This window comes from Parvibaculum sp., assembly GCF_019635935.1.
Taxonomy (GTDB): Bacteria; Pseudomonadota; Alphaproteobacteria; order Parvibaculales; family Parvibaculaceae; genus Parvibaculum.
Window position 1 is genome coordinate 3,409,632 of sequence record NZ_JAHBYN010000001.1, and the last position, 21,561, is coordinate 3,431,192.

The 21,561-nt window shown below is 60.3% G+C and carries 24 protein-coding genes; 17 read left to right on the top strand and 7 right to left on the bottom strand.

Going from position 1 to position 21,561, the window contains the following annotated elements:
- Positions 1-4: 4 nt before the first annotated feature.
- Together KF719_RS16695 and KF719_RS16700 are read right to left on the bottom strand one after the other, a co-directional pair.
- Complete coding sequence (locus KF719_RS16695) at positions 5-1,276, bottom strand: hypothetical protein (RefSeq protein ID WP_293510292.1); 1,272 nt, start codon at positions 1,274-1,276, stop codon at positions 5-7.
- 96 nt (positions 1,277-1,372) lie between these two features.
- A complete protein-coding gene (locus tag KF719_RS16700) occupies positions 1,373-2,866 on the bottom strand; it encodes a replicative DNA helicase (protein WP_293510294.1) in 1,494 nt (497 codons plus the stop codon).
- Positions 2,867-3,203: 337 nt separating this feature from the next.
- Here KF719_RS16700 and KF719_RS16705 point away from each other — a divergent pair, with 337 nt between their 5' ends.
- Positions 3,204-3,584 (top strand): DoxX family protein, encoded by a 381-nt coding sequence (locus KF719_RS16705; RefSeq protein WP_293510296.1) that lies wholly within the window; start codon positions 3,204-3,206, stop codon positions 3,582-3,584.
- A 4-nt stretch (positions 3,585-3,588) separates the two neighbouring features.
- On the opposite strand, the gene KF719_RS16710 is transcribed toward KF719_RS16705, so the two are convergent.
- The 4 genes from KF719_RS16710 to rpsF all read right to left on the bottom strand — a co-directional run bounded on the left by KF719_RS16710 (position 3,589) and on the right by rpsF (position 6,373).
- On the bottom strand, positions 3,589-4,839 hold the full coding sequence (locus KF719_RS16710; protein ID WP_293510298.1) for a cyclopropane-fatty-acyl-phospholipid synthase family protein: 1,251 nt from the start codon (positions 4,837-4,839) through the stop codon (positions 3,589-3,591).
- 176 nt (positions 4,840-5,015) lie between these two features.
- Positions 5,016-5,624, bottom strand: coding sequence for a 50S ribosomal protein L9 (gene rplI / locus KF719_RS16715; RefSeq protein ID WP_293510300.1), 609 nt, complete (start codon positions 5,622-5,624; stop codon positions 5,016-5,018).
- Positions 5,625-5,648: 24 nt separating this feature from the next.
- Positions 5,649-5,897: a 30S ribosomal protein S18 gene (rpsR, locus tag KF719_RS16720; protein WP_293510671.1), complete on the bottom strand. Its 249-nt coding sequence runs from the start codon at positions 5,895-5,897 to the stop codon at positions 5,649-5,651.
- Positions 5,894-6,373, bottom strand: coding sequence for a 30S ribosomal protein S6 (gene rpsF, locus KF719_RS16725; protein WP_293510301.1), 480 nt, complete (start codon positions 6,371-6,373; stop codon positions 5,894-5,896). The genes rpsR and rpsF overlap by 4 nt, the downstream gene beginning before the upstream one ends.
- A 344-nt stretch (positions 6,374-6,717) precedes the next feature.
- Between rpsF and fabD the strand changes: the two genes are divergently transcribed.
- The 16 genes from fabD (at position 6,718) to KF719_RS16805 (ending at position 20,690) form a co-directional block, all read left to right on the top strand.
- A complete protein-coding gene (fabD, locus tag KF719_RS16730) occupies positions 6,718-7,659 on the top strand; it encodes an ACP S-malonyltransferase (RefSeq protein ID WP_293510303.1) in 942 nt (313 codons plus the stop codon).
- A 10-nt stretch (positions 7,660-7,669) separates the two neighbouring features.
- A complete protein-coding gene (gene fabG, locus KF719_RS16735) occupies positions 7,670-8,407 on the top strand; it encodes a 3-oxoacyl-[acyl-carrier-protein] reductase (RefSeq protein WP_293510304.1) in 738 nt (245 codons plus the stop codon).
- Between the two features lie 257 nt (positions 8,408-8,664).
- Complete coding sequence (locus KF719_RS16740; RefSeq protein WP_293510305.1) at positions 8,665-8,904, top strand: acyl carrier protein; 240 nt, start codon at positions 8,665-8,667, stop codon at positions 8,902-8,904.
- Between the two features lie 104 nt (positions 8,905-9,008).
- Positions 9,009-10,265 carry a beta-ketoacyl-ACP synthase II gene (gene fabF, locus KF719_RS16745; protein ID WP_293510306.1) on the top strand — a complete coding sequence of 419 codons (1,257 nt, stop codon included), beginning with the start codon at positions 9,009-9,011 and terminating at the stop codon, positions 10,263-10,265.
- Entirely contained in the window at positions 10,262-11,344 is a 1,083-nt protein-coding gene (gene mltG / locus KF719_RS16750; RefSeq protein ID WP_293510308.1) for an endolytic transglycosylase MltG, read from the top strand. The genes fabF and mltG overlap by 4 nt, the downstream gene beginning before the upstream one ends.
- An 82-nt stretch (positions 11,345-11,426) precedes the next feature.
- Positions 11,427-12,317: a YicC/YloC family endoribonuclease gene (locus tag KF719_RS16755; protein ID WP_293510310.1), complete on the top strand. Its 891-nt coding sequence runs from the start codon at positions 11,427-11,429 to the stop codon at positions 12,315-12,317.
- Between the two features lie 10 nt (positions 12,318-12,327).
- Positions 12,328-12,966, top strand: coding sequence for a guanylate kinase (gene gmk, locus KF719_RS16760; RefSeq protein WP_293510312.1), 639 nt, complete (start codon positions 12,328-12,330; stop codon positions 12,964-12,966).
- Between the two features lie 19 nt (positions 12,967-12,985).
- On the top strand, positions 12,986-13,765 hold the full coding sequence (gene rfbF, locus KF719_RS16765; protein WP_293510314.1) for a glucose-1-phosphate cytidylyltransferase: 780 nt from the start codon (positions 12,986-12,988) through the stop codon (positions 13,763-13,765).
- Positions 13,766-13,767: 2 nt separating this feature from the next.
- Positions 13,768-14,856: a CDP-glucose 4,6-dehydratase gene (gene rfbG, locus KF719_RS16770; protein ID WP_293510316.1), complete on the top strand. Its 1,089-nt coding sequence runs from the start codon at positions 13,768-13,770 to the stop codon at positions 14,854-14,856.
- Positions 14,853-15,416, top strand: a complete 564-nt coding sequence (rfbC, locus tag KF719_RS16775) for a dTDP-4-dehydrorhamnose 3,5-epimerase (protein WP_293510318.1) — start codon at positions 14,853-14,855, stop codon at positions 15,414-15,416. Before rfbG ends, rfbC begins: the two co-directional genes overlap by 4 nt.
- The gene (locus KF719_RS16780) at positions 15,413-16,639 is read left to right on the top strand and encodes a class I SAM-dependent methyltransferase (protein ID WP_293510320.1); all 1,227 of its coding nucleotides are present in this window, start codon (positions 15,413-15,415) and stop codon (positions 16,637-16,639) included. The genes rfbC and KF719_RS16780 overlap by 4 nt, the downstream gene beginning before the upstream one ends.
- A gap of 65 nt (positions 16,640-16,704) precedes the next feature.
- Positions 16,705-17,454, top strand: coding sequence for a CmcI family methyltransferase (locus KF719_RS16785; protein ID WP_293510322.1), 750 nt, complete (start codon positions 16,705-16,707; stop codon positions 17,452-17,454).
- Entirely contained in the window at positions 17,454-17,981 is a 528-nt protein-coding gene (locus KF719_RS16790) for a GNAT family protein (RefSeq protein WP_293510324.1), read from the top strand. Before KF719_RS16785 ends, KF719_RS16790 begins: the two co-directional genes overlap by 1 nt.
- Entirely contained in the window at positions 17,978-18,691 is a 714-nt protein-coding gene (locus KF719_RS16795) for a WbqC family protein (protein ID WP_293510325.1), read from the top strand. Before KF719_RS16790 ends, KF719_RS16795 begins: the two co-directional genes overlap by 4 nt.
- Entirely contained in the window at positions 18,688-19,533 is an 846-nt protein-coding gene (locus KF719_RS16800) for a phytanoyl-CoA dioxygenase family protein (RefSeq protein ID WP_293510327.1), read from the top strand. The genes KF719_RS16795 and KF719_RS16800 overlap by 4 nt, the downstream gene beginning before the upstream one ends.
- Positions 19,530-20,690: a class I SAM-dependent methyltransferase gene (locus tag KF719_RS16805; protein WP_293510329.1), complete on the top strand. Its 1,161-nt coding sequence runs from the start codon at positions 19,530-19,532 to the stop codon at positions 20,688-20,690. Before KF719_RS16800 ends, KF719_RS16805 begins: the two co-directional genes overlap by 4 nt.
- Here KF719_RS16805 and KF719_RS16810 read toward each other — a convergent pair.
- A complete protein-coding gene (locus KF719_RS16810) occupies positions 20,683-21,552 on the bottom strand; it encodes a glycosyltransferase family 2 protein (protein ID WP_293510331.1) in 870 nt (289 codons plus the stop codon). The genes KF719_RS16805 and KF719_RS16810 overlap by 8 nt on opposite strands.
- Positions 21,553-21,561 lie beyond the last annotated feature (9 nt).

Genomic DNA, 21,561 nt, shown 5'->3' on the forward strand with positions numbered 1-21,561 from the left:
GAAACTATTGGATGCGTCCGGCACCCGGATCCAATGCAAGATCAAAAACGATGTGGTCATCGTCGTCGTCAAGGCCTCCGGATTCAAATTTGACCGCTTGAATTGTGAGGCCACCAGATAGCTCTGCTTCAAAAGGATTTTTCATATCGCCAAACGCGTGATGTTCATATGTATCCTTGTCAATGCGTCCGGCGAGATAGTCTTGCAGGAGGCGTGATGAAAGAGAAATTGTCATCGTAGTTAGGCCTGTCGTGAGCTTTGTTCCGAGATACCAGCTTTTCTGAGGGTGGAATCCGCCTTGTGCATGAATTGATCGGGCTTGATACCCCTCGAACTGAGGCGCGGGTAAGCGACTCGAGAGTTCATTTAAGCGATGATATTCCCTTGAGTCCATGTTCTCTCGTTTGTCAAAACATGTGACTTTCCATCTTGGCGACGAGCTGTATGGAAGGTGATTGCCACTCGACGGAGAAAATACGCAAACAAGGTCAACGCTCAATTTGCGAAGCGCATGATGGATTATTTCAGCGCCCGATATTTCATTGGTCCCCATCATTGTAGGTTTTAGGTGTCTCAGCAAACTGCAACCGGCATCAAATAGAAATATACACCGTAGAGTTCCTTGGGATGCGCCCGATACTTGGCGTCTCTTCTTTTTCAAAGCAGTGTATATCGGATTCTTTTCAAGGTCGTAGGCCACGGGCGGCATACTGCAAAAAGTTCGGGCGTGTTTTGACACTGAGGGCCGCCAGCTAATCAAAACGTTCGTCTTGCCCTCCGAAATTCGAAGCGGTGCAGGTGGTGAGTGTCTTGCTGTGCGAATCCAATCGCGCAGTAGGAGTCTCGCTGAGCAACTTAATTCAAAGTTTGGGTCAACGCATCGCTCTCTCCTGAACTTCGTGTCCCAGTAACTGCGGTCTGCAAACTCAAAATAGAGGTGATCGCTGGCACGCTTTTGAAAGCGATCAGCGTAATTGGCCACTATCTCTGCAGTGTGGTCCATGGCTTCCTGTCCGGAAAAACTATCGTCGGAAAGGGCGCGAATCTCGACGACACAGTTTGTTGACACGAATAGATCGCGGGAGAACACATCGGGACGATGAGAGCTGTTTGGCAATTTTGGTTCGACTTCTATGTGGGCAACACGCGAGATTGCCCAGAGAAGCGACAGCTCTGCCTCGGCGGCAAGCGCGGCTTTCGGTCTCTTGTTGTCCAACAGTGCGACAAGCGCGTTAAGCTTAGCTGGCGCAATCTGCGTTAAAAGATCGTCCGCCATCGAGCGGAGGCGTCGTCGAGAGAAAACAGGCATCTCTACCGGAAATAGGTTGGTGTCATATTCCTAAGCCAAGGAGGCCAATGGTGCCATCTCCCCTCACTCAAACTCCCCCGAATGCACCTGATCGAGGTCCGAGAACCGCGTCACATCGGCCTGGAACTGCAGCTTCACCGTTCCCGTCGGCCCGTGGCGCTGTTTGCCGACAATGCATTCGGCCAGCCCGTGCACGCGGCCCATTTCCTCCTGCCACTGAAGATGTTCGGGCGTGCCCTCGGTCGGCTCGCGCCGCGAGGTGTAGTATTCCTCGCGGAAGACGAACATCACCACGTCGGCGTCCTGTTCGATCGAGCCGGACTCGCGCAGATCCGATAGCTGCGGCCGCTTGTCGTCGCGGCTCTCGACCTGGCGCGAAAGCTGCGACAGCGCCAGGATCGGCACGTCGAGTTCCTTGGCGAGCGCCTTGAGGCCTGTCGTGATCTGCGTCACTTCCTGCACGCGGTTGTCGCCCGCCTTGCCGCTGCCCGCCAGCAATTGCAGATAGTCGACGACCAGAAGCCCGAGGCCGCGCTGCCGCTTCAGCCGCCGGGCGCGCGCCGCCAGCGTCGCGATGGTCAGCCCGCCCGTGTCGTCGATGTAAAGCGGAATGCTCTGCAACTGCTGCGCCGCGTCGACAAGCTGGTGAAACTCGTCCTCGTGAATATTGCCGCGCCGGATGCGCTCCGACGGCACGCCCGATTGTTCGGCGAGCAACCGCGTCGCCAATTGTTCCGACGACATTTCGAGCGAGAAGAAGCCGACGATCGCGCCGTCCGTCGCCGTCACCGTGCCGTCGGCATGGTGCTCGGCCTTGTAGGCTTTCGCTGCGTGGAAGGCGATGTTGGTGGCGAGCGCCGTCTTGCCCATCGAGGGGCGGCCGGCAAGGATCACGAGGTCGGAGCGTTGCAATCCGCCGAGCCGGTTGTCGAGGTCGCGCAATCCCGTCGAGATGCCGGACAGGCCCCCGTCGCGCTTGAAGGCTTCGGCCGCCATTTCGATGGCGGTGTTCAGCGATTCATGGAAGCTCTGGAAGCCGCCTTCGTATTTGCCGCGCTCGGCCAGCTGATAGAGCGATTGCTCCGCATCCAGAATTTGCAGCGCCGGCGTGTCGTCCACCGGCGCGTCATAGGCGCGGGTATGCATGTCGATGCTGACCTGGATCAGCTCGCGGCGGATCGCGAGGTCGTAGATCGTGCGGCCGTATTCCTCCGCGTTGATGATCGTCGTCGCCGCGCCCGCGAGCCGTGCCAGATATTGCGGCCCGCCGATTTCGCTGAGCGCCGCATCGCGCTCGAAATAGTTTTTCAGCGTCACCGGCGAGGCGAGGTGGCCTTGCGTGATCAGCTTCGCCGCCGCCTCGTAGATGCGTCCGTGCAGCGCGTCGAAGAAATGCGACGGCTCCAGAAAGCCCGCCACGCGGTCGTAGGATTCATTGTTGACGAGAATCGCGCCGAGCAGTGCCTGCTCCGCGTCGATGTTATGCGGCTGCACGCGATAGGCGTCGCGCGCGTCGCCGTCGTCCGCCGGTGAATAGGCTGCGTTTGTGTTTTCCATGGTCCGGTTCTAGTCGAAACAGGCGCATTGATGGTACGCGAAAGAGAGGGTGATTCGCGTCGTCCCCAACTTTGTTGTTCAGCCATGTGGATAAGTCGGATGACTATTCCCAAGCCCTTGGCGGGTCGCGAAAATTCTCCATCGGACCCTGTGGAATAGTCGCGGACCGGGGATATCCGGCACTTATCCCCGCCTTTATCCCGCACGAAAAAGCGGTTGTGACAGATTTTTGACAGATCGATGACAGTGAGGGTGTTTCGGCGCCCGCCACGCCGCTTTATCCCCGCCTCTCCGGGCCTTAAGCTTGCCGCCAGGCAACCAAATGGGGGAGGAATCCATGAACGCCGCCAACGACTACGCGACCCTTCTGGGCCGCATTTTTCTGAGCGTGCTTTTCGTCCTTGCAGGGATCAATAAAGCGATGGGCGCCGCCGGCACCATCGCCTTCATCGAGTCCAAGGGCCTTCCGCTGCCGCAAATCGTTTATGCGGGCACGGTCGCGCTCGAACTCGGCGGCGGCCTGCTGCTGCTGATCGGCTATCAGGCGCGCCTCGTCGCGCTCGCCTTCGCGATCTTCTGTGTACTGGCGGCGGTGATCTTCCACCCGAGCCTGTCCGATCCGTCCTTCCTCAAGAACTTCGCAGTCGCCGGCGGCATGCTCTACATCTTCGCCCACGGCGCCGGCCGCTACAGTCTCGACGCGCGCCGCGGCGCGTAGTCCGTCAGTCGCCGGCGAGCAATCGCCGCTGGCTTTCCTGTGCCGCCGCATTGAGCAGCCGCTCATCCTCGACCATGTAGTCGCGGGTGAGCGGCAGCGCCGCTATTTGTTTTGCGAGCTGCAACTGGAACACGGCCATGCCTTCGTTGCGGAACGAGGTTTCCGAACCGGCGAGATAGAATTCCCACATGCGGCAGAAGCGTTCGTCGTAAATGCGCGCCGCCGTATCGCGCTTTTCCATGAAGCGCCGCCGCCATTCGCGCAGCGTCTCGGCATAGTGGAGCCGCAACACTTCGACATCGGTGGTAATGATGCCGCTGCGTTCAACCGCCGCCGCAACTTCGCTCAGCGCCGGGATATAGCCGCCGGGAAAGATATATTTGGCGATCCACGGATTGGTCGAGCCCGGCCCGTCGAGCCGTCCGATCGTGTGGATCAGCGCCACGCCGTCCTCCGTCAGCAGCTCGCGCACCCGGTCGAAATACTCGCGGTAATGTCCGACGCCGACATGCTCGAACATGCCGACCGAAACGATGCGGTCGAAACTTTCCGTCAGCGTGCGGTAGTCCTGCAGCCGGAAATCGACCTGGCCCTCAAGCCCGCGTTCGGCCGCGCGGCGGCGGGCAACCATGTGCTGTTCCTTGCTCAGCGTCACACCGACGACTTCGGCGCCGGCTTCTTCCGCCAGCGTCAGCGCCATGCCGCCCCAGCCGCAGCCGATATCGAGCACGCGCATGCCGGGTTCGATGCGAAGTTTCGCCGCGATGTGGCGCTTCTTCGCAACCTGCGCTTCCTCCAGCGTCATGTTCGGGTCGGCGAAATACGCGCAGGAATACTGCTTGTCGCTGTCCAGAAAGAGATCGTAGATGCCGCCGTCGAGATCGTAATGATGGGCGACATTCTTCTGCGCGCGGCCCATCGGGTTGCGCTGGTCGATGCGCCGCTTCATGCGCCGGAGCGCGCCGTAGATTTCAAACAGCGGCCCGGCAAAGCGCGTGCCGAGATTGGCCGTCAGGATGTCGAGAAATTCATAGATCGTCGCCGGCGGGTCCACCGTCAGACGGCCGTCCATATAGGCTTCGCCGATCTTGAGATAGGGATTGAAAGCAAGCTCCGTCCCGACCGTCTTGTCGTGCAGGCGCATGGTCACGCGCGGGCCTTGCCCGTCGCCGAACTCTCTTGTTTTTCCGTCTGCGCTGACGACGGTCAGCGCACCCCGTTTTACGATCTGCCTGAGAAGCGAACTGAAAAGCATCGAACCCTCCCGTACCGAGGATTGCCTGAACTTCAGGTCTTCGGTCTGCCACCCAGCCCGACCGTTTCTCTGGAAATTATCTAAGGTTAATTGGCCGTCGCATGCAAGTGCGGCAAAGAAAAAGGGCGCCCCGCGGGGCGCCCTTCGAAAATCCGGTCCTGTTATGGAACGAACTTTTATTCCTTGTTTTCGGTCTCTTCGGCGGCATCCGCCTCGTCTTCGCCGTCCTTCGGCGCCAGCTCCTCGGACTCGAAGAACTCGGCGGCTTCCACCGCTTCTTCTTCGGCCTCGTCCTGCCGGCCGGTCAGGTCTTCGCCCGCCGCCTGACGCTTGGCTTCTTCTTCGGTGCGCGCGACGTTGATGGTGATCGTCGCCGACACTTCCGGGTGCAGCACGATGCGAACGGGATGCAGGCCGATCGTCTTGATCGGCTTGTCGAGCACCACCTGGTTGCGCGCGGTCGAGAAGCCGCCCGTCGTCATGGCGTCCGAGATGTCGCGTGTGCTGACCGAACCGTAAAGTACGCCGGTCTCGCCGGCCTGGCGCAGCACGATGAACGACTGTCCCTCGACCTTCGCCAGAACCTGCTCGGCTTCCTTTTTCAGTTCGAGGTTGCGCGCTTCGAGTTGCGCACGCTGGCCCTCGAAACGTGTGATGTTTTCCTTCGTTGCCCGCAGCGCTTTCTTGCGCGGCAGCAGGAAGTTGCGCGCGAAGCCGTCTTTGACTTTGACGACATCGCCCATTTGACCGAGCTTTTCGATCCGTTCCAGAAGTACGACTTGCATCGTTGTTTCTCCTTTTCCCGGACCTTAGCTGATCACATAGGGCAGCAGGGCGAGGAAGCGCGCGCGCTTGATGGCACGGGCGAGTTCACGCTGCTTCTTGGCCGACACGGCCGTAATACGCGACGGAACGATCTTGCCGCGCTCCGAGATGTAGCGCTGCAGAAGCTTCACGTCCTTGTAGTCGATCTTCGGGGCGTCGGCGCCGGAGAACGGGCACGTCTTGCGGCGGCGGAAAAAAGGCCGGCGCGCGGGCTGGGCTGAAGTGCTCATTATGCTTCGCCTCCTTCGGATTCTTCACGGTCGCGGCGGGGCGCACGCTCGCGGTCGCCGAAGCGGTTGCCGCGATCGCCGCCGAAGCGGTCGCCGCGCTCACGGTCGCCGAAGCGGCCGCCGCGATCTCCGCGGTCGCCACGATCTCCGCGGTCGCCGCGATTCTGCATGACGGCCGACGGTTCGGTTTCATGTTCTTCGACACGCACGGTGAGGAAGCGCAGGACATCTTCGCTGATGCCCATCTGGCGTTCCATTTCGGCGACCGCCGCATGCGGCGCGTCGATGTTGAGAAGCGTGTAGTGGCCTTTGCGGTTCTTCTTCACCTTGTAGGTAAGGTTGCGAAGACCCCAATATTCGGCTTTGCCGATCTGGCCGCCATTTTCCTTGATGATGGTCGAGAACTGCTCCGTGAGCCCCTCGACCTGTTGCTGCGACACGTCCTGCCGCGCAATAAAGACATGCTCGTAAAGAGCCATTGAGCCTTTTCCTTTTGTATCCGGCCCCGGCGCAAAGCCCCCTTTGAGCCCCTGGAAAGGCTCGAAAGGACCACCAAAGAAGCGGAGACACCGGAACCCGGACTTCGACGTCCTGCCGCGCATCGGGCGCGGTGTTCCGTTCAGCCTCCAGCCAAGGCCTTCAGAAGCCGCGCAATATACGGAAAAGCCAAGGCGAGGCAAGGATCAAATGGTCGCCGGGGCAGCTTGACTCACGCTCGCCAGCCGGTATCTCTTGGCGCTTCGGTCCGGCGCCCGCCGGACGCGAAAAAACGCCCGGAAAACAGCCAGATAACAAGGCCGGGCGGCAGGATCGGGGAGTGTCGATGACGCGGGCTTTCATCTTTCCAGGGCAGGGATCCCAGACGGTCGGCATGGGCCGCGAACTGGCCGAGGCATATGCCAGCGCCCGTGAGGTCTTCGACGAGGTCAACGATGCGCTCGGCCAGAACCTCACCAAGCTGATGTGGGACGGTCCGCAGGACGACCTGACCCTGACCGAAAATGCCCAGCCCGCGATCATGGCGGTGAGTCTCGCCGTCGTACGGACGCTCGAGAAGGAGGGCGGTTTCGATCTCGCGAGCAAGGCGGCTTTCGTGGCTGGCCATTCGCTGGGCGAGTATTCGGCGCTGGCCGCCGCCGGTGCATTCACGTTGTCCGACGCGGCGCGGTTGCTGAAAATTCGCGGCCAGGCGATGCAGCGCGCGGTGCCGGTGGGCGCGGGCGCGATGGCCGCCGTGCTGGGCCTTGAATATGAAGCCGCCGCCGAAGTCGCCGCCGAAGCGGCGCAGGGCGAGGTTTGCGCGGCCGCCAACGACAATGGCGGCGGGCAGGTCGTGGTCTCCGGTGCGAAGGCCGCCGTCGAGCGCGCCATCGAGATTGCAAAAACCAAAGGCGCCAAGCGCAGCATGCTGTTGCCGGTGAGCGCGCCTTTCCATTGCGCGCTGATGCAACCTGCGGCCGATGAAATGGCCGAGGCGCTGGCCGCGGTTGTATTGAAAATGCCGGCGGTGCCGCTGGTCGCCAACGTGACAGCCTCGCGCGTCGCCGATCCGGCAAGCATTCGTCAGCTTCTGGTCGAACAGGTCACGGGTATGGTGCGTTGGCGCGAAACTGTGCTTTACATGGAGGCGCAGGGCGTCGGGAGCTATGTCGAGGTCGGTGCGGGCAAGGCGCTCAGCGGCATGGTGAAACGCATCGCCAGCGATCCGGAAATCCTGTCGGTCGGCACACCCGCCGATGTCGAGGCCGTTCTCAAGACCCTTTAAGGAGCCCAAGATGTTCGATCTCAGCGGCAAAAGCGCTCTCGTCACAGGTGCCTCGGGCGGCATCGGCTCCAGCATCGCCCGCGCACTTCATGCACAAGGGGCGACGGTGGGCCTCTCCGGCACCCGCAAGGAAGCGCTCGACGCGCTTGCCGGTGAACTCGGCGCGCGCGCGCATGTGCTGCCCTGCAACCTGTCCGATGCCGCGGCGGTCGACGCGCTGGCGAAGCAGGCCGAGGAAGCGATGGGCGGCCTCGACATTCTGATCAACAATGCCGGCCTCACCCGCGACAACCTTTTCATGCGCATGAAGGACGAAGAGTGGGACGAGGTCATCCGCGTCAACCTGACCGCCGCCTTTCGCCTGTCGCGCGGCGTCCTGCGCGGCATGATGAAGCGCCGCTGGGGCCGCATTATCGGCATCACATCGGTCGTCGGCGTGATGGGAAATCCCGGCCAGGGCAACTACGCCGCGTCGAAGGCCGGCATGATCGGCATGACGAAGTCGCTGGCCCAGGAAGTCGCGAGCCGCAACATCACCGCCAATTGCATTGCGCCCGGTTTCATCCGCAGCGCCATGACCGACGCGCTCAACGAAGATCAGCAGGCGCGCATCATGGCGACGATCCCGGCAGGACGCCTCGGCGAGGCCGGCGAGATTGCCGCCGCCGCCGTCTACCTGGCGAGCGAAGAGGCGGCTTATGTGACGGGGCAGACGGTGCACGTCAATGGCGGCATGGCGATGATCTGACGGATCGCGCGGCCGGCGTGCGGAAACAGTAAGTAAATTCAGTGGCATAGGTGTCGGCGTGCGGCGTTTTCGTTCGCTGGTACAGGGTTGAAAAGTGTGTTACCTAAGCGCTCGATTTGGCTTGCGGTCCTGCCTTGAAATGGGCCAGAAGAGGGGCATCCTTTCCGCCGAATTCGGCAACATCCGGTCCTCGACACGTTGAAGCGAGCAGCAGGATGTACGAGGCCGGTCGAAACCAAAAGATCTGAGGATTTAAAATGAGTGATATCGCGGAACGCTTGAAGAAAATCGTGGTCGAGCACCTCGGCGCCGATCCGGACAAGGTCACCGAGAATGCGAGCTTCATCGATGATCTTGGCGCCGACAGCCTCGACAACGTCGAGCTTGTGATGGCGTTCGAGGAAGAATTCGGCGTGGAAATCCCGGACGATGCGGCGGAAAAGATTCTGACCGTCAAGGACGCGATCGAATTCGTCAAAGCGAACGCCAAGTCCTGATCCTGAAGATCGGGTGCGTGGGCCGGGCGCGTAAAATCGCACCCGGCCTCGCATCGTTCGAGCGTCGCGCCACTTTCGGACTCTGATGTGGAGTTGAGATCGATATGAGACGTGTCGTCGTCACAGGTTTGGGCATGGTCTCGCCGCTGGGTTGCGGCGTCGAAACGACGTGGAACCGGTTGCTCAAGGGCGAGTCGGCGGCACGCAGGATCGAAAAGTTCGAGACCTCCGATCTTCCCTGCAAGATTGCGATGCCGGTTCCGCGCGAAGGCGAGGGCGCGTTCCTCCAGGACGACTGGATGGACCCGAAGGAATCGAAGCGCGTCGACGATTTCATCGTCTTTGCGGTTTCGGCCGCCACCCAGGCGCTCGACGATGCCGGCTGGCATCCTTCCACCGAAGAGGATAAATGCCGCACCGGCACGATGATCGGTTCCGGCATCGGCGGCCTCGAAGGCATCGCCGAAACGGCGATCACGCTGAACGAAAAAGGTCCGCGCCGCGTCAGCCCCTTCTTCATCACCGGCCGCCTGATCAATCTCGCTTCCGGTTACGTTTCGATCCAGCATGGCCTGAAAGGCCCGAACCACTCGGTCGTCACCGCCTGCTCGACAGGTGCCCACGCCATCGGCGACGCAGCGCGCCTGATCGCGCTCGACGACGCGGATGTCATGGTCGCCGGCGGCGCCGAATCGGCGATCTGCCGCATTGGCATTGCGGGTTTTGCCGCCTGCCGCGCCCTCTCGACCGCCTTCAACGATACGCCCGAGCGCGCCTCGCGCCCTTACGACAAGGACCGCGACGGTTTCGTGATGGGCGAGGGTGCCGGCGTCGTGGTGCTCGAAGAATATGAACACGCCAAGGCGCGCGGCGCGAAAATCTATGCCGAGATAGCAGGCTACGGGCTCTCCGGCGACGCCTATCACATCACGGCGCCGCCCGAGGATGGCGACGGCGGTTTCCGTTCGATGCAGGCAGCGCTGAAGCGCGCCGGCATTTCGCCTTCCGACATCGACTACATCAACGCGCATGGCACCTCGACCATGGCCGACACAATCGAGCTCGGCGCCGTCACACGCATGCTCGGCAACGCCGTCAGTACGGTGTCGATGTCGTCGACCAAATCCTCCATCGGTCATCTGCTCGGTGCGGCCGGCGCGGTGGAAGCAATCTTCTGCATGCTCGCCATTCGTGACGGCATCCTTCCGCCGACGCTCAACCTCGAAAACCCCTCCGTTGAGTCCGAGATCGATCTTGTGCCTCTCAAGGCCCGCAAGAAAGAGATCAACTATGCGCTCAGCAACTCCTTCGGCTTTGGCGGCACGAACGCCTCGCTGGTGGTGAAGAAGGTCGACGGTTGACGGAGCCGGGCGATACGCCTGAAACGCCAGCCGCATCCGCCGATGCGGCGTCGCCGGCCCGGCGGCGCCTTTTCCGTTACTTCCTGATTGCGCTCATCGTTCTGCCCTCGCTGGCGGCCTTGTCGGCCGGCGGTCTTTTCCTGTACGGCAAGTATCGTTTCGAAGCGGCCGGCCCGCATGCCGAACCGCGCGTGGTCATGCTGTCGACCGGCATGGGTGTTCGCATGATCGCCACCCGGCTCGACGAGGCCGGCGTCATTTCCGATCGTCGGATTTTTCTGGCGGGCGTTCGCTTCGCCGGCGCCGACGCCACTTTGAAGGCCGGTGAATACGAAATCCCGGCGCATGCCAGCATGGCCACGATTGTCGGCATACTGCGCGAGGGCCGGTCGATCCTTCATCGCATCACAATCCCCGAAGGGCGCACCAGCGAACAGGTCATGCTGATCGTCGCGGCCGATCCGGTGCTCGAAGGCGATCTGCCGCCGACACCGCCCGAAGGTTCGTTGCTGCCGGAGACCTACAGTTTCACGCGCGGCACCACGCGCGCCGAAATGGTCGGCCTGATGCAAAAGGCCGCGAGCGATCTGATGACGGAGCTCTGGCCCGCGCGGGCCGAGGGTTTGCCGGTGAAAACGCCGGAAGAGGCGATCATTCTGGCTTCCATCGTCGAGAAGGAAACCGGCGTCGCCTCGGAGCGCCCCCGCGTCGCGGCGGTATTCATCAACCGTCTCAACAAGCCGATGCGTCTGCAATCCGACCCGACGATCATCTACGGCCTGGTCGGCGGGCAGGGCGCCCTGGGCCGCCCGATCCGCCGCAGCGAGATCGACAGGCCGACGCCCTACAACACCTACCAGATCGACGGCCTGCCGCCGACGCCGATTGCCAATCCGGGCCGGGCCTCGATTGAGGCCGTGTTGAACCCTCCCGAAACGGACGAATACTACTTCGTGGCCGACGGTACCGGCGGCCATGCCTTTTCCCGGACGCTGGCCGAACATCTGCGCCGCGTTCAGGACTGGCGCCGAATCGAGCGCGAAAGCGCGCGGGGAACGGCCGAAAAAGAAGCAAATTGACGACGCCCGACAGGCCGAATTGCGGGCAGCGCCTGCTATAGTCGGTCCCGCAACGACCAACGATTCCCTGCAAGGAGGCCCGATGCCGCTGACCAGCATGACAGGCTTTGCCCGCGTCGAGGGCGAAGCGGGCCTTGCACGCTGGCATTGGGAATTGCGGAGCGTCAATGGCAAGGGTCTCGACGTCCGCTTCCGCCTGCCGCCGGGGCTTGATGCGATCGAACCGAAATTGCGGGCCGAACTTGCAAGGCACCTCAAGCGTGGCAATTGCCAGGCGAGCCTCACCGTCGACCGCTCCGCTGCGCCGGCGCCGCTGCGCGTCAACAAGGAGGCGTTGCGGGTCGTGCTGGACGCCATCGCCGAGCTGCGTCGCGACATCGAGATGAAGCCGCCGCAGCCCGAAGGCATTCTGGCCTTGAGGGGCGTTCTTGAAAGTGCCGATGTTGCCGAGGAAAGCGACGAAGTGCGCCAGGCGTTCGAAAATGCGGTGGTCGCGTCGTTCGGCGAAGCCGCGGCGGCGCTCGCTCGCGCCCGCGCCGAGGAAGGGGCGAAGCTCGAAGCGATGCTTGGCGCTCATGTCGACGAAATCGAACGTCTGACGCAAGCGGCGGCCGCCTCGCCGGCCGCAACGGCGGAAGCGATGCGGGCGCGTCTCGCCGCACAGATCGCCGAACTTCTTGGCGCTTCGTCCTCGCTTTCCGAAGAACGGTTGGCGCAGGAAGCGGCGCTGCTGGCCACCAAGGCCGACGTGCGCGAGGAGATCGATCGGCTCGGCGCCCACATCGCGCAGGCCCGTGAAATTTTTGCAGGTGCCGAGCCCGCCGGCCGCCGTCTCGACTTTCTGACGCAGGAATTCAACCGCGAAGCCAACACGCTTTGTTCGAAGGCCGCCGATATCGGTCTCACCCGCATCGGCCTCGAACTTAAAACCTCCATCGACCAGCTTCGCGAACAGGTCCAGAACGTGGAATGATGGGCCCGAAATGACCGAAATCGACATTCATCGCCGCGGCCTGATGCTGGTTCTTTCCTCGCCCTCCGGCGCCGGCAAGACAACGCTCTCGCGCCGTCTTCTCGACAGCGATCCCGAAATCGACATGTCCGTTTCCGCCACCACGCGCAAGCCGCGGCCGGGCGAGGTGAACGGGAAAGACTATTTTTTCCTGAGCACCGAAGATTTCGGCATCATGCGCAACAAGGGCGAGTTTCTTGAGAGCGCCAAGGTCTTCGGCAACTACTACGGCACGCCGCGCAAGCCTGTGGAGGATGCGCTGGCCAGAGGCCGCGATGTTCTGTTCGACATCGACTGGCAGGGGACGCAGCAACTCGACGAAAGCGCGCCGGAAGACCTGGTCAAGGTTTTCATCCTGCCGCCCTCGGCGCAGGAACTCGAAAAGCGCCTCGAGCGCCGCGCCCAGGATCCGTCGGACGTCGTCGCAGCCCGCATGGAAAAGGCGTCGGACGAAATCAGCCACTATCAGGAATACGAATACATCATCGTCAACGACGACGTGGACCGTGCCTTTGCCGCATTGCAGGCGATCCTGCGCGCCGAGCGGTTGAAGCGCCGCCGGCTGACGGGCCTGTCCAATTTCGTGAAGCAGCTACGCGAGGCGCTTTGATCTGCGCCGGGGGGAACGAATGACCAAGGTTGTAATACTGGCGGGCGGTCTCGGTACACGCATCTCGGAAGAGAGCCAGTTGCGTCCCAAGCCGATGATCGAAATCGGTGGACGGCCGATCCTTTGGCACATCATGAAAATCTATACCCATTTTGGTTTCAACGATTTCGTGATCTGCGTCGGCTATCGCGGCTACATGATCAAGGAATACTTCGCGAACTACGTGCTGCATTCGTCCGATGTGACGATCGACGCGGCGACCGGACAAATTGAATTTCATCAGAAGGCGCGTGAGCCTTGGCGCGTTACGCTGGTCGACACAGGTGCCGACACGATGACCGGCGGCCGCGTCAAACGCGTGCGCGACTATCTCGATCCCGGCAAGACATTTTTCATGACCTATGGCGATGGCGTCGCCGATGTCGATGTCGCGAAACTTCTCGCCTTCCATCAATCTCACGGCAAGGCGGCGACGCTGACCAGCGTTGTGCCGCCCGGCCGCTACGGCGCGCTGGAAATTGACGGAGATGTGGTGCGACGCTTCATCGAAAAGCCGCCGGGTGACAACGCCTGGATCAACGGCGGATTCTTCGCGCTGGAACCATCGGTTCTAGACCGGATCGCCGCCGATGAGACCGCCTTCGAGGGCGACCCGTTGATGGGCCTCGCACGCGACGGCGAGCTGATGACCTTCCGGCACAATGGATTTTGGCAACCGATGGATACGTTGCGCGAGAAGAACCATCTGGAGGAACTCTGGGCGGCCGGCCGAGCGCCCTGGAAGGTCTGGAGGGATTAGGTTTGCCGATCGACGGTCTCGACGCAAACTTCTGGCGCGGCAAGCGCGTGCTGTTGACCGGCCACACCGGTTTCAAGGGCGCTTGGGCAGCGCTCTGGTTGTCGCGTCTCGGCGCTGAGGTGACGGGCCTTGCGCTTGCGCCCGATACCGAACCGAATCTGTTCGCGCTCGCCTCGGTCGAGGAGCATCTGACGAGCCATATCGTCGACCTGCGCGATCGCGATGCACTACGCGCCGCCGTCCGTGGCGTAGACCCGCACATCGTCATCCACATGGCGGCCCAGCCGCTTGTCCGGCGCTCCTATGCCGAACCCGTCGAGACGTTCGCCGCCAACGTCATGGGCACCGTTCACCTGCTCGACGCGCTGCGCGATGCATCGGCGTTACGGACAATACTGGTCGTGACGACCGATAAGGTCTACGAAAACGCCGAACAAGGCGTTTCCTTCGTCGAGGACGATCCCCTTGGCGGCCACGATCCCTATTCGGCATCGAAAGCGGCAACCGAAATTGTCGTATCGAGCTATGCTCGCTCGTTCTTTGCCGAAAGAGGCATTCGGGTGGCGACAGCACGCGGTGGCAACGTCATCGGTGGCGGCGACTTTTCCGAAGACCGGCTGGTGCCCGACATCTGGCGCGCGCTCCACGCCGGCAAGCCGCTGGTGTTGCGCAATCCGGCGGCGGCGAGGCCCTGGCAGCACGTGCTCGATTGTCTGAGCGGCTATTTCGCCTTTGTCCGCGGTCTGACGGAGGATTTGCCGCTTCCCGCCGCTCTGAACTTCGGGCCGGCACCCGATGCGCCGGCGGTTACGGTCGCCGCGCTGGCTGAGGCCGTTCAGGCCGCGCTCGGCGTGGCCTCGGACTGGAAGCCCGCCAACACGAAGGGTCCGCATGAGATGGCGACGCTCGAAATCGATTCGGGCCGCGCCCGCACTATCCTCGGATGGCGCGACCGGCTGCCTGGCTCGGCCAGCGTCGAATGGCTGGCGGACTGGTATCGTGCCCTCAACCATGACGACGACATGCAGACTTTCACCCTGTCCCAGATCGCCGATTATGAGGACAGGTACAAGAAGGACCTCGGCGCATGACTGATCGTTTCGTCGTTTCGTCGACGCCGCTTTCCGGTGTCAAGAGCATCCGCCGCAACCGCGTCGGCGATGCGCGCGGCTGGCTCGAGCGCCTCTTCTGCAGGGATGACCTGGCCTTCGCCGGCTGGATCTGGGACATCGCCCAGATCAACCGCACACTGACCCTCCGCAAGGACACGGTTCGCGGTATGCATTTCCAGACCGCGCCCTATGAAGAGGCGAAGCTCATCACCTGTCTCAAGGGCAAGGTGTTTGACGTGGCCGTCGATCTGCGCCCGTCGTCGCCGACCTACCGCCACTGGCACGGAGAAATCCTGTCGGACGCCAACGATACGACCCTGTTGATTCCGCCAGGGTTCGCGCATGGCTTTCAGGCGCTGTCCGACAATGTCGAAATGTTGTATTTCCACTCGGCACCCTATGCTGCTGCCTGTGAAGGCGGCGTACGGGCGGACGACCCGGCGCTTGCGATCCGGTGGCCGCGTGAAATCGCCGAAATGTCGGACAGGGACAGGAGCTTCCCCCTGCTGGATGACCTGGACGAGGATAGTGGACAATGAGATGCCGGCATTGCGGAACGCTGCTTGAACTGCCGTTTATCGACCTCGGTTCGGCGCCGCCTTCGAATTCCTATTTGACCGGGGCGGCGCTTAACGGCCCCGAAACATGGTATCCGCTCCGCGTACTCGTCTGCACGGCGTGCTGGCTGGTGCAGACTGAAGACCACGCAGGGCGCGAAGAGTTCTTTTCCGAGGACTACGCCTATTTCAGCGCGACATCGACAAGCTGGCTCGCGCATGCAAAGGCCTATGTCGAGGCAATGGCCGATCGCTTTGATCTAACACCGGAAAGCATGGTAGTCGAGGTTGCGGCCAATGACGGATATCTGCTGCAGTATGTGAAGGCGCGCGGTATCCCGTGTTACGGAATTGAGCCGACCGCGGGCACAGCGGCAGCGGCGCGCGCCAAGGGTATTGAAATCGACGAACGTTTCTTCGGTGTCAAGCTGGCCGGCGAACTCGCGGTAGCTGGCAGGTGCGCCGATCTGATGGCGGCCAACAACGTTCTCGCCCATGTGCCCGACATTAACGACTTCGTCGCCGGCTTCGCGGCGCTGCTCAACCCTGCCGGCGTCGCTACTTTCGAGTTCCCGCATCTGTTGCGGCTGGTACAAGAAAATCAGTTCGATACCATCTATCACGAGCATTATTCGTATCTGTCGCTGACTGCCGTCCTGCGCATATTCACGGCAAACGGTCTTCGCGTTTTCGATGTCGAGGAATTGCCGACGCATGGTGGAAGCTTGCGGGTATATGCCGGTCGCGCCGACGCAAGCGCCCACGAAATCTCACCACGCGTCGCCGCGCTTCTCGCACGCGAGGTCGATGCCGGCATGACGGAGGCCGCTTTCTACAGTGGCTTCCAGCCCCGCGCTGAGAAAGTGAAGGACGATCTGGTCTCCTTCCTGATCGACGCAAAGCGCCAAGGGCTCAGGGTCGGTGCCTATGGCGCGGCGGCGAAGGGCAATACGCTGATGAACTTCGCCGGCATCCGCCCCGATCTCGTGCCCTACGTCGTCGACCGAGCCCAGTCGAAACAGGGCAAGTTCATGCCGGGAAGCCGCATCCCGATTGTCGGCGAAGCGCACCTGAAGGCCGACCGTCCCGATCTTGTTCTGATCCTGCCATGGAACATCAAGGCCGAGGTGGTGAATCAGCTCGCCTACGCGCGCGATTGGGGAGCAAAGTTTGTGACGGCGGTGCCGGAGTTGAGTGTTACCTGACATTCTTCTCGTGCTCTGACATAGTGTCGTTAAGGGGTCTCCGTTGAACATGAAGGTAACGAGATATGTCCGTTGAGGATGATCGCAAGAAATTCGAAGAAGAACGCATCGCTCAGTCTGTTGCGCTTGGACAGGATAGTGCTTTGTTCAGCCAATCCCTCGATCTCGTTCTCGGTCTCGATAGGTACGACTACAGTTATCTTTGGACATGGCTTGGCGTACCAATCATCCAAATGCCCGCCGATGTCATGGCGACGCAGGAGGTCATCTGGAATACAAAACCTGATGTTATTTTGGAAACGGGAATCGCGCGCGGAGGATCGGTTCTTTTTATGGCATCAATCTTGGAGTTGATTGGCAAGGGCAAGGTGATCGGCGTCGATATTGACATCCGTGTGCACAACAGGGAAACGATCGAGCGGCACCCGATGGCCCGACGTGTGACTATGATCGAAGGTCCGTCGAGCGATCCGGCTGTCGTTGAGAATGTCAGATCGCACATCCCGGATGGCGCATCGGTTATGGTCGTCCTCGACTCCGACCATTCCCGAGATCACGTGCTCTCCGAACTTCGGGCGTATGGACCTCTGGTCACCAAAGGTTGCTACCTCGTTGTCGCCGATACGCTGGTCGGCTACGTCGACGAGGAAAAGGCGCCGAGGAAGCGTTCAAAGCTCTGGTTCAAAGGGAATGAACCACTGTCGGCCCTGAATGACTATCTAAGAGAGACGGACCGCTTCGAGCCAGATCCTGTGATTAATGGCAAACTAATCATGTCATCTTCGCCGGGCGGCTATCTGAGGTGCATTGCATAATGTCTTCTTCCCCACGCACAGTCAGGCTCCGCGCGCCGTCGGGAAGCGATTGCGAGGTTCTGGGCCGCATACGGCGTAGCGTGGATTTGCAACACCTTCTTCTAGCTTACCCAGACCCTTCCGAGTTGGAAGATTTGGAGGGCTGGCTTGAACGACGGCTTTCCGAACCGAGAGGGGCGTTCTTCGTAATAGCGGACGGCGTGACAGACGAATGTCTTGGCTATGTGCAAATCGTGAATGTTCATGGGAAGGGAGGCAACGGGTCTCTCGGTATTGCGGTCGATAGTACTGCGCGCGGCCACGGGGTCGGACGGCAAGCGGTGGAACTGATTCTGACGCATGCACGGAGTGTGATGGGACTGCGCAAGGTGGAGCTCGAAGTCATGGCGCAGAATCTCCCGGCAATTGGGTTATACAAGTCGCTTGGGTTTTCCGATGTAGGAACGAGGCGGCGGCATTATTTCGACGGGGACGAATGGCGTGACGTGCTCGTCATGGAGATATTTCTGGAAGGTCGGAAGGAATGACCCGTGTTGTCATATCGCAGCCGATGTACTTCCCGTGGCCCGGATTCTTCGAGCAGATGATGCTCGCCGATGTTTATATCTGGTTGGATGACGTGCAGTTCTCCAAAGGTTCGTTCACGAACCGTATTCAGGTGAACATCAATCGACATCGGAAGTGGATGACCATTCCGCTGAAGGACAAAGGCGCTTGGAAAACCATCGCCGAACTGCGCCCGGCAGGTGATGCATGGATCGCATCGCATCGTGAGATGCTTCGCCAAAGCCTGTCAGGACTCGCGGCAAGGGCAGATGCGCTTGAGCTTTTCGACAAAGCGACTGGCGAGACGTCGCTCGCCAATTGTCTTATTCAGTCGGCCATGCTGCCCGCCTCATTTATCGGCGTCGCGCCTGAAAAGACCAAGCGATCGAGCGAGATGAATGTGTCCGGGACGTCCTGGCAGCGGGTGCTCGACCTGGTGAAGTCGGTAGGTGGTACGGCCTATGTTACGGGGCATGGCGCGGCACGATATATGGACCATGAGGCGTTTGAGCGGGAAAGTATTGCGGTCGAGTATATGGATTACAGCAAGACCCCGTGGGGAAATGAAGACAATTTTGTTTCGCCATACGTGACGATACTCGATCTGATAGCGACGGAAGGTAGAGCTGCGCGCACTCGGCTGCGCCCTCGTACCTTGGATTGGCGGCAGTTTCTGGAAACGAGGATATGATGTCAAAAACTGGCTTGTCCGAAGGTGCCGTTCTTGCGTTTCAGAATGACGGATTTGTTCTTCTCCCGGAATTCTACGACATCGAAAATGAGATCGCTCCGATCCAGGAGGGAATCCGGCAAATTGTCGAGTTGTCCGCAAGGCGGCATGGCCTGAAGATTGCTTGCGACACGCCGTTAGAGGCAATGACTACGGGATTCATGACACTTATTGCCAAGGACCGGAGCATCGGGAGTGAGATTTACGACGCCGTCAAGCAGGTTCTTGGTTTCATGAGGCTTGTGGTTGATCGCCGCAATGAAGAGTTGTTTAGAGGTTTGAGGGCCGGATCCATCCCGGGCATCGCGGCGGGTGGATATGGCATTAGGATCGACAATCCGCGTGAGGGTAAGTTCCGCGCGCCTTGGCATCAGGAGTTCCCCGCGCAGTTGAGAAGCTTGGATGGCATCGTTTTTTGGTCGCCGCTTCTTCCGGTCGCGCCGGAAATGGGTCCGGTCGAGATTGCGCGGGGCTCTCACAGAGAAGGCATTGTACCGGTTTTCAGTGAAAGCGGGCAGAACGCCCGCGAGGGAGCATATGGGTTACGCCTCGACGACGAGGAAAGAAGGCTTGCTGCCTATGAGAAATGCGCGCCCCTTTCGAAGCCCGGTGATTTGCTGCTGATGGATTTTCTGACTTTACACCAATCCGGGGAGAATTTATCCGACCGGCCTCGGTGGTCCATGCAGTTCAGATACTTCAACTTTGCCGAGCCTACGGCAATAAGGATCGGGTGGTGCGGATCATTTGCTGCCGGCGTAAAATTTTCGGATATAATACCGAACCTCAAAAAGTCAGAATGAATAACATGAAATGCTGCGTTTGCGGGTCGGACAATTGCGACCTTGTCTATCACCATCCAGCGCCTGCCGTCACGTCGCTCTCGAGCATCCTTGAAGTCGACACGCGGGTTTATGTCTGCCAATCCTGTGGGCATATGCAGTCTGCTGATTTGCCGGACGTGCAAAAATTTTACGACACGGAGTATCAGATTTCACTGACCTCCGAGGACGCAGACCAACTCTATGACATTGTGGGCGGCAAACCTGTTTACCGCACACAATACCAGGCCGGGCTAATCCTCGACTTCGTTGATGTCCCCCGGGGTGCGGTGGTTCTGGACTATGGTGCGGCGAAAGCGAAGTCGCTGTATTGGCTCCTTCAGAGGCGATCCGACATTCTGCCTCATGTTTTTGACGTGAGCGAAGACTATCGTTCCTACTGGCAAGACTGGGTGCCAGTAGAACAGCAGATGACTTACGCCACGCCTGCGGAGTGGAATGGCCACTTCGATCTGATCACGGCGCATTTCGTTCTCGAGCATGTGCGGGAGCCGGTAGAGGTGTTCTCGGATATCGCTAGGCTCCTTTCCCCTTCAGGTCGATTCTTCTTTTCCGTTCCCGATGTGGTAGGGAATCCGGGCGATATGATCGTCGTCGATCATCTGAATCACTTTACCAAGAGCTCGGTTGCAGTGGCGCTTGATCGTGCCGGTATGAAGCTTGAGAAGTTCGACGCAATACGCTTGAGGGGCGCTTATGTCGTCGTCGCCGTGCTCAAGGGTGACGAAGAGAAGGTGTCGTTGCCGACGAGAGAAGATATCGAGGCCAACGTCCTGGCACTCAAAAAATGCTGCACATCATGGCACGAGGCAGAAAAGTGCATTGCAGATGCGCAGGAAAGGAATGCGGGAAAAAAGGTTGCGATCTACGGGGCAGGCGTGTACGGCACTTTCGTCTTTTCGCGTATCCGCAATAGTGGCGGCGCCGTCTGCTTTGTCGATCGCAATCCGCATGTTCACGGACGCGATCATCTGGCCACTCCCGTTGTGCCGCCGGAGGAGTTGTCTGCCGATATCGGCGTACTTTACGTGGCGCTCAATCCGGCAATTGCCCGCAAGGCGATGGTAGATCTCGGCTTCGACAGTCGGAGAGATCTCGAGCTCGTCTACCTTAGCTAGGATTCTTTCCTACAAGCGCGAGGGAGAACTCCCGCAATGCCCGGCGAGCGATCTTGCGATAGCCATAGCAGCGATGACTCGCATAAGCATTGATCATTGGGCGCAGACGCTTCATCTCCCCGGGCGTGAAGTCCTGATGCATCGCTTCTTCGAGACAGAACTGCTTAAACAAATACCTCAGTTCCACCATGTGCTTGACGGGCGGTCGTATACGCACAGGCCGGTGCTGGATCGTCTGGGTCAAGCAGGCGGCATTTGTGCCGGCCAGTTTGTCGCGGATGATCTGTGTATAGATCGTCAGATGATCAGACCCCCAACCATACGGATAGTGTGCCCAAGCGCGACCAAAAGCGTCTCTCACGGTCTCTGTGCGCCAGAGGGCGTAGAACCAGCTGGGTGGTGCTTTGCGTAACAGGCAATCAATCCGGCTTATCCGGTCGGCCGGCATCCCGTCTGGCCACGGAGTATCTCCATACTCGCGACCATCTTCGTGGATTGAAAGAACACGCGGTACCGCGAGATTGATATGTGGGTAATCTGTGAACAGGCGGTGCAGTTCTGCAATGTAGTTTGGCGATACAAAATCGTCATGTGCGAGCCAAAAGAAGAACTCTGTTGTCGAGGCGGCCAGTGCATCGACAAAATTGTTCGTCGGTCCCCGGTTTTCGGATTGCCGGTAGTAGGTGAATCGCCTGTCGGTACGACAAAACGATTCCGCAATCTCCCGTGTGCCGTCGTTCGACGCATTGTCATAGATCAATGCTGCAAAATCTTCCTCCGTCTGACTTTGAACCGACAGGAGGCAACGCTCAAGGTAGGCTTCACCGTTGTAGACAGGAATGGCGACTGTTACATTCGGCATTTGCGGACT

What these genes read in the sequence shown, in the direction of transcription:
- KF719_RS16790 (WP_293510324.1), top strand. Translation starts at nt 17,454, where the DNA reads ATGTCTTCTTCCCCACGCACAGTCAGGCTCCGCGCGCCGTCGGGAAGC.
- KF719_RS16755 (WP_293510310.1), top strand. Translation starts at nt 11,427, where the DNA reads ATGCCGCTGACCAGCATGACAGGCTTTGCCCGCGTCGAGGGCGAAGCG.
- gmk (WP_293510312.1), top strand. Translation starts at nt 12,328, where the DNA reads ATGACCGAAATCGACATTCATCGCCGCGGCCTGATGCTGGTTCTTTCC.
- rfbF (WP_293510314.1), top strand. Translation starts at nt 12,986, where the DNA reads ATGACCAAGGTTGTAATACTGGCGGGCGGTCTCGGTACACGCATCTCG.
- KF719_RS16740 (WP_293510305.1), top strand. Translation starts at nt 8,665, where the DNA reads ATGAGTGATATCGCGGAACGCTTGAAGAAAATCGTGGTCGAGCACCTC.
- KF719_RS16810 (WP_293510331.1), bottom strand. Translation starts at nt 21,552, where the DNA reads ATGCCGAATGTAACAGTCGCCATTCCTGTCTACAACGGTGAAGCCTAC.
- KF719_RS16710 (WP_293510298.1), bottom strand. Translation starts at nt 4,839, where the DNA reads ATGCTTTTCAGTTCGCTTCTCAGGCAGATCGTAAAACGGGGTGCGCTG.
- fabG (WP_293510304.1), top strand. Translation starts at nt 7,670, where the DNA reads ATGTTCGATCTCAGCGGCAAAAGCGCTCTCGTCACAGGTGCCTCGGGC.
- rfbC (WP_293510318.1), top strand. Translation starts at nt 14,853, where the DNA reads ATGACTGATCGTTTCGTCGTTTCGTCGACGCCGCTTTCCGGTGTCAAG.
- rplI (WP_293510300.1), bottom strand. Translation starts at nt 5,624, where the DNA reads ATGCAAGTCGTACTTCTGGAACGGATCGAAAAGCTCGGTCAAATGGGC.
- fabD (WP_293510303.1), top strand. Translation starts at nt 6,718, where the DNA reads ATGACGCGGGCTTTCATCTTTCCAGGGCAGGGATCCCAGACGGTCGGC.
- KF719_RS16700 (WP_293510294.1), bottom strand. Translation starts at nt 2,866, where the DNA reads ATGGAAAACACAAACGCAGCCTATTCACCGGCGGACGACGGCGACGCG.
- rpsF (WP_293510301.1), bottom strand. Translation starts at nt 6,373, where the DNA reads ATGGCTCTTTACGAGCATGTCTTTATTGCGCGGCAGGACGTGTCGCAG.
- KF719_RS16780 (WP_293510320.1), top strand. Translation starts at nt 15,413, where the DNA reads ATGAGATGCCGGCATTGCGGAACGCTGCTTGAACTGCCGTTTATCGAC.
- KF719_RS16795 (WP_293510325.1), top strand. Translation starts at nt 17,978, where the DNA reads ATGACCCGTGTTGTCATATCGCAGCCGATGTACTTCCCGTGGCCCGGA.
- KF719_RS16800 (WP_293510327.1), top strand. Translation starts at nt 18,688, where the DNA reads ATGATGTCAAAAACTGGCTTGTCCGAAGGTGCCGTTCTTGCGTTTCAG.
- KF719_RS16805 (WP_293510329.1), top strand. Translation starts at nt 19,530, where the DNA reads ATGAATAACATGAAATGCTGCGTTTGCGGGTCGGACAATTGCGACCTT.
- KF719_RS16785 (WP_293510322.1), top strand. Translation starts at nt 16,705, where the DNA reads ATGTCCGTTGAGGATGATCGCAAGAAATTCGAAGAAGAACGCATCGCT.
- KF719_RS16705 (WP_293510296.1), top strand. Translation starts at nt 3,204, where the DNA reads ATGAACGCCGCCAACGACTACGCGACCCTTCTGGGCCGCATTTTTCTG.
- KF719_RS16695 (WP_293510292.1), bottom strand. Translation starts at nt 1,276, where the DNA reads ATGGCGGACGATCTTTTAACGCAGATTGCGCCAGCTAAGCTTAACGCG.
- fabF (WP_293510306.1), top strand. Translation starts at nt 9,009, where the DNA reads ATGAGACGTGTCGTCGTCACAGGTTTGGGCATGGTCTCGCCGCTGGGT.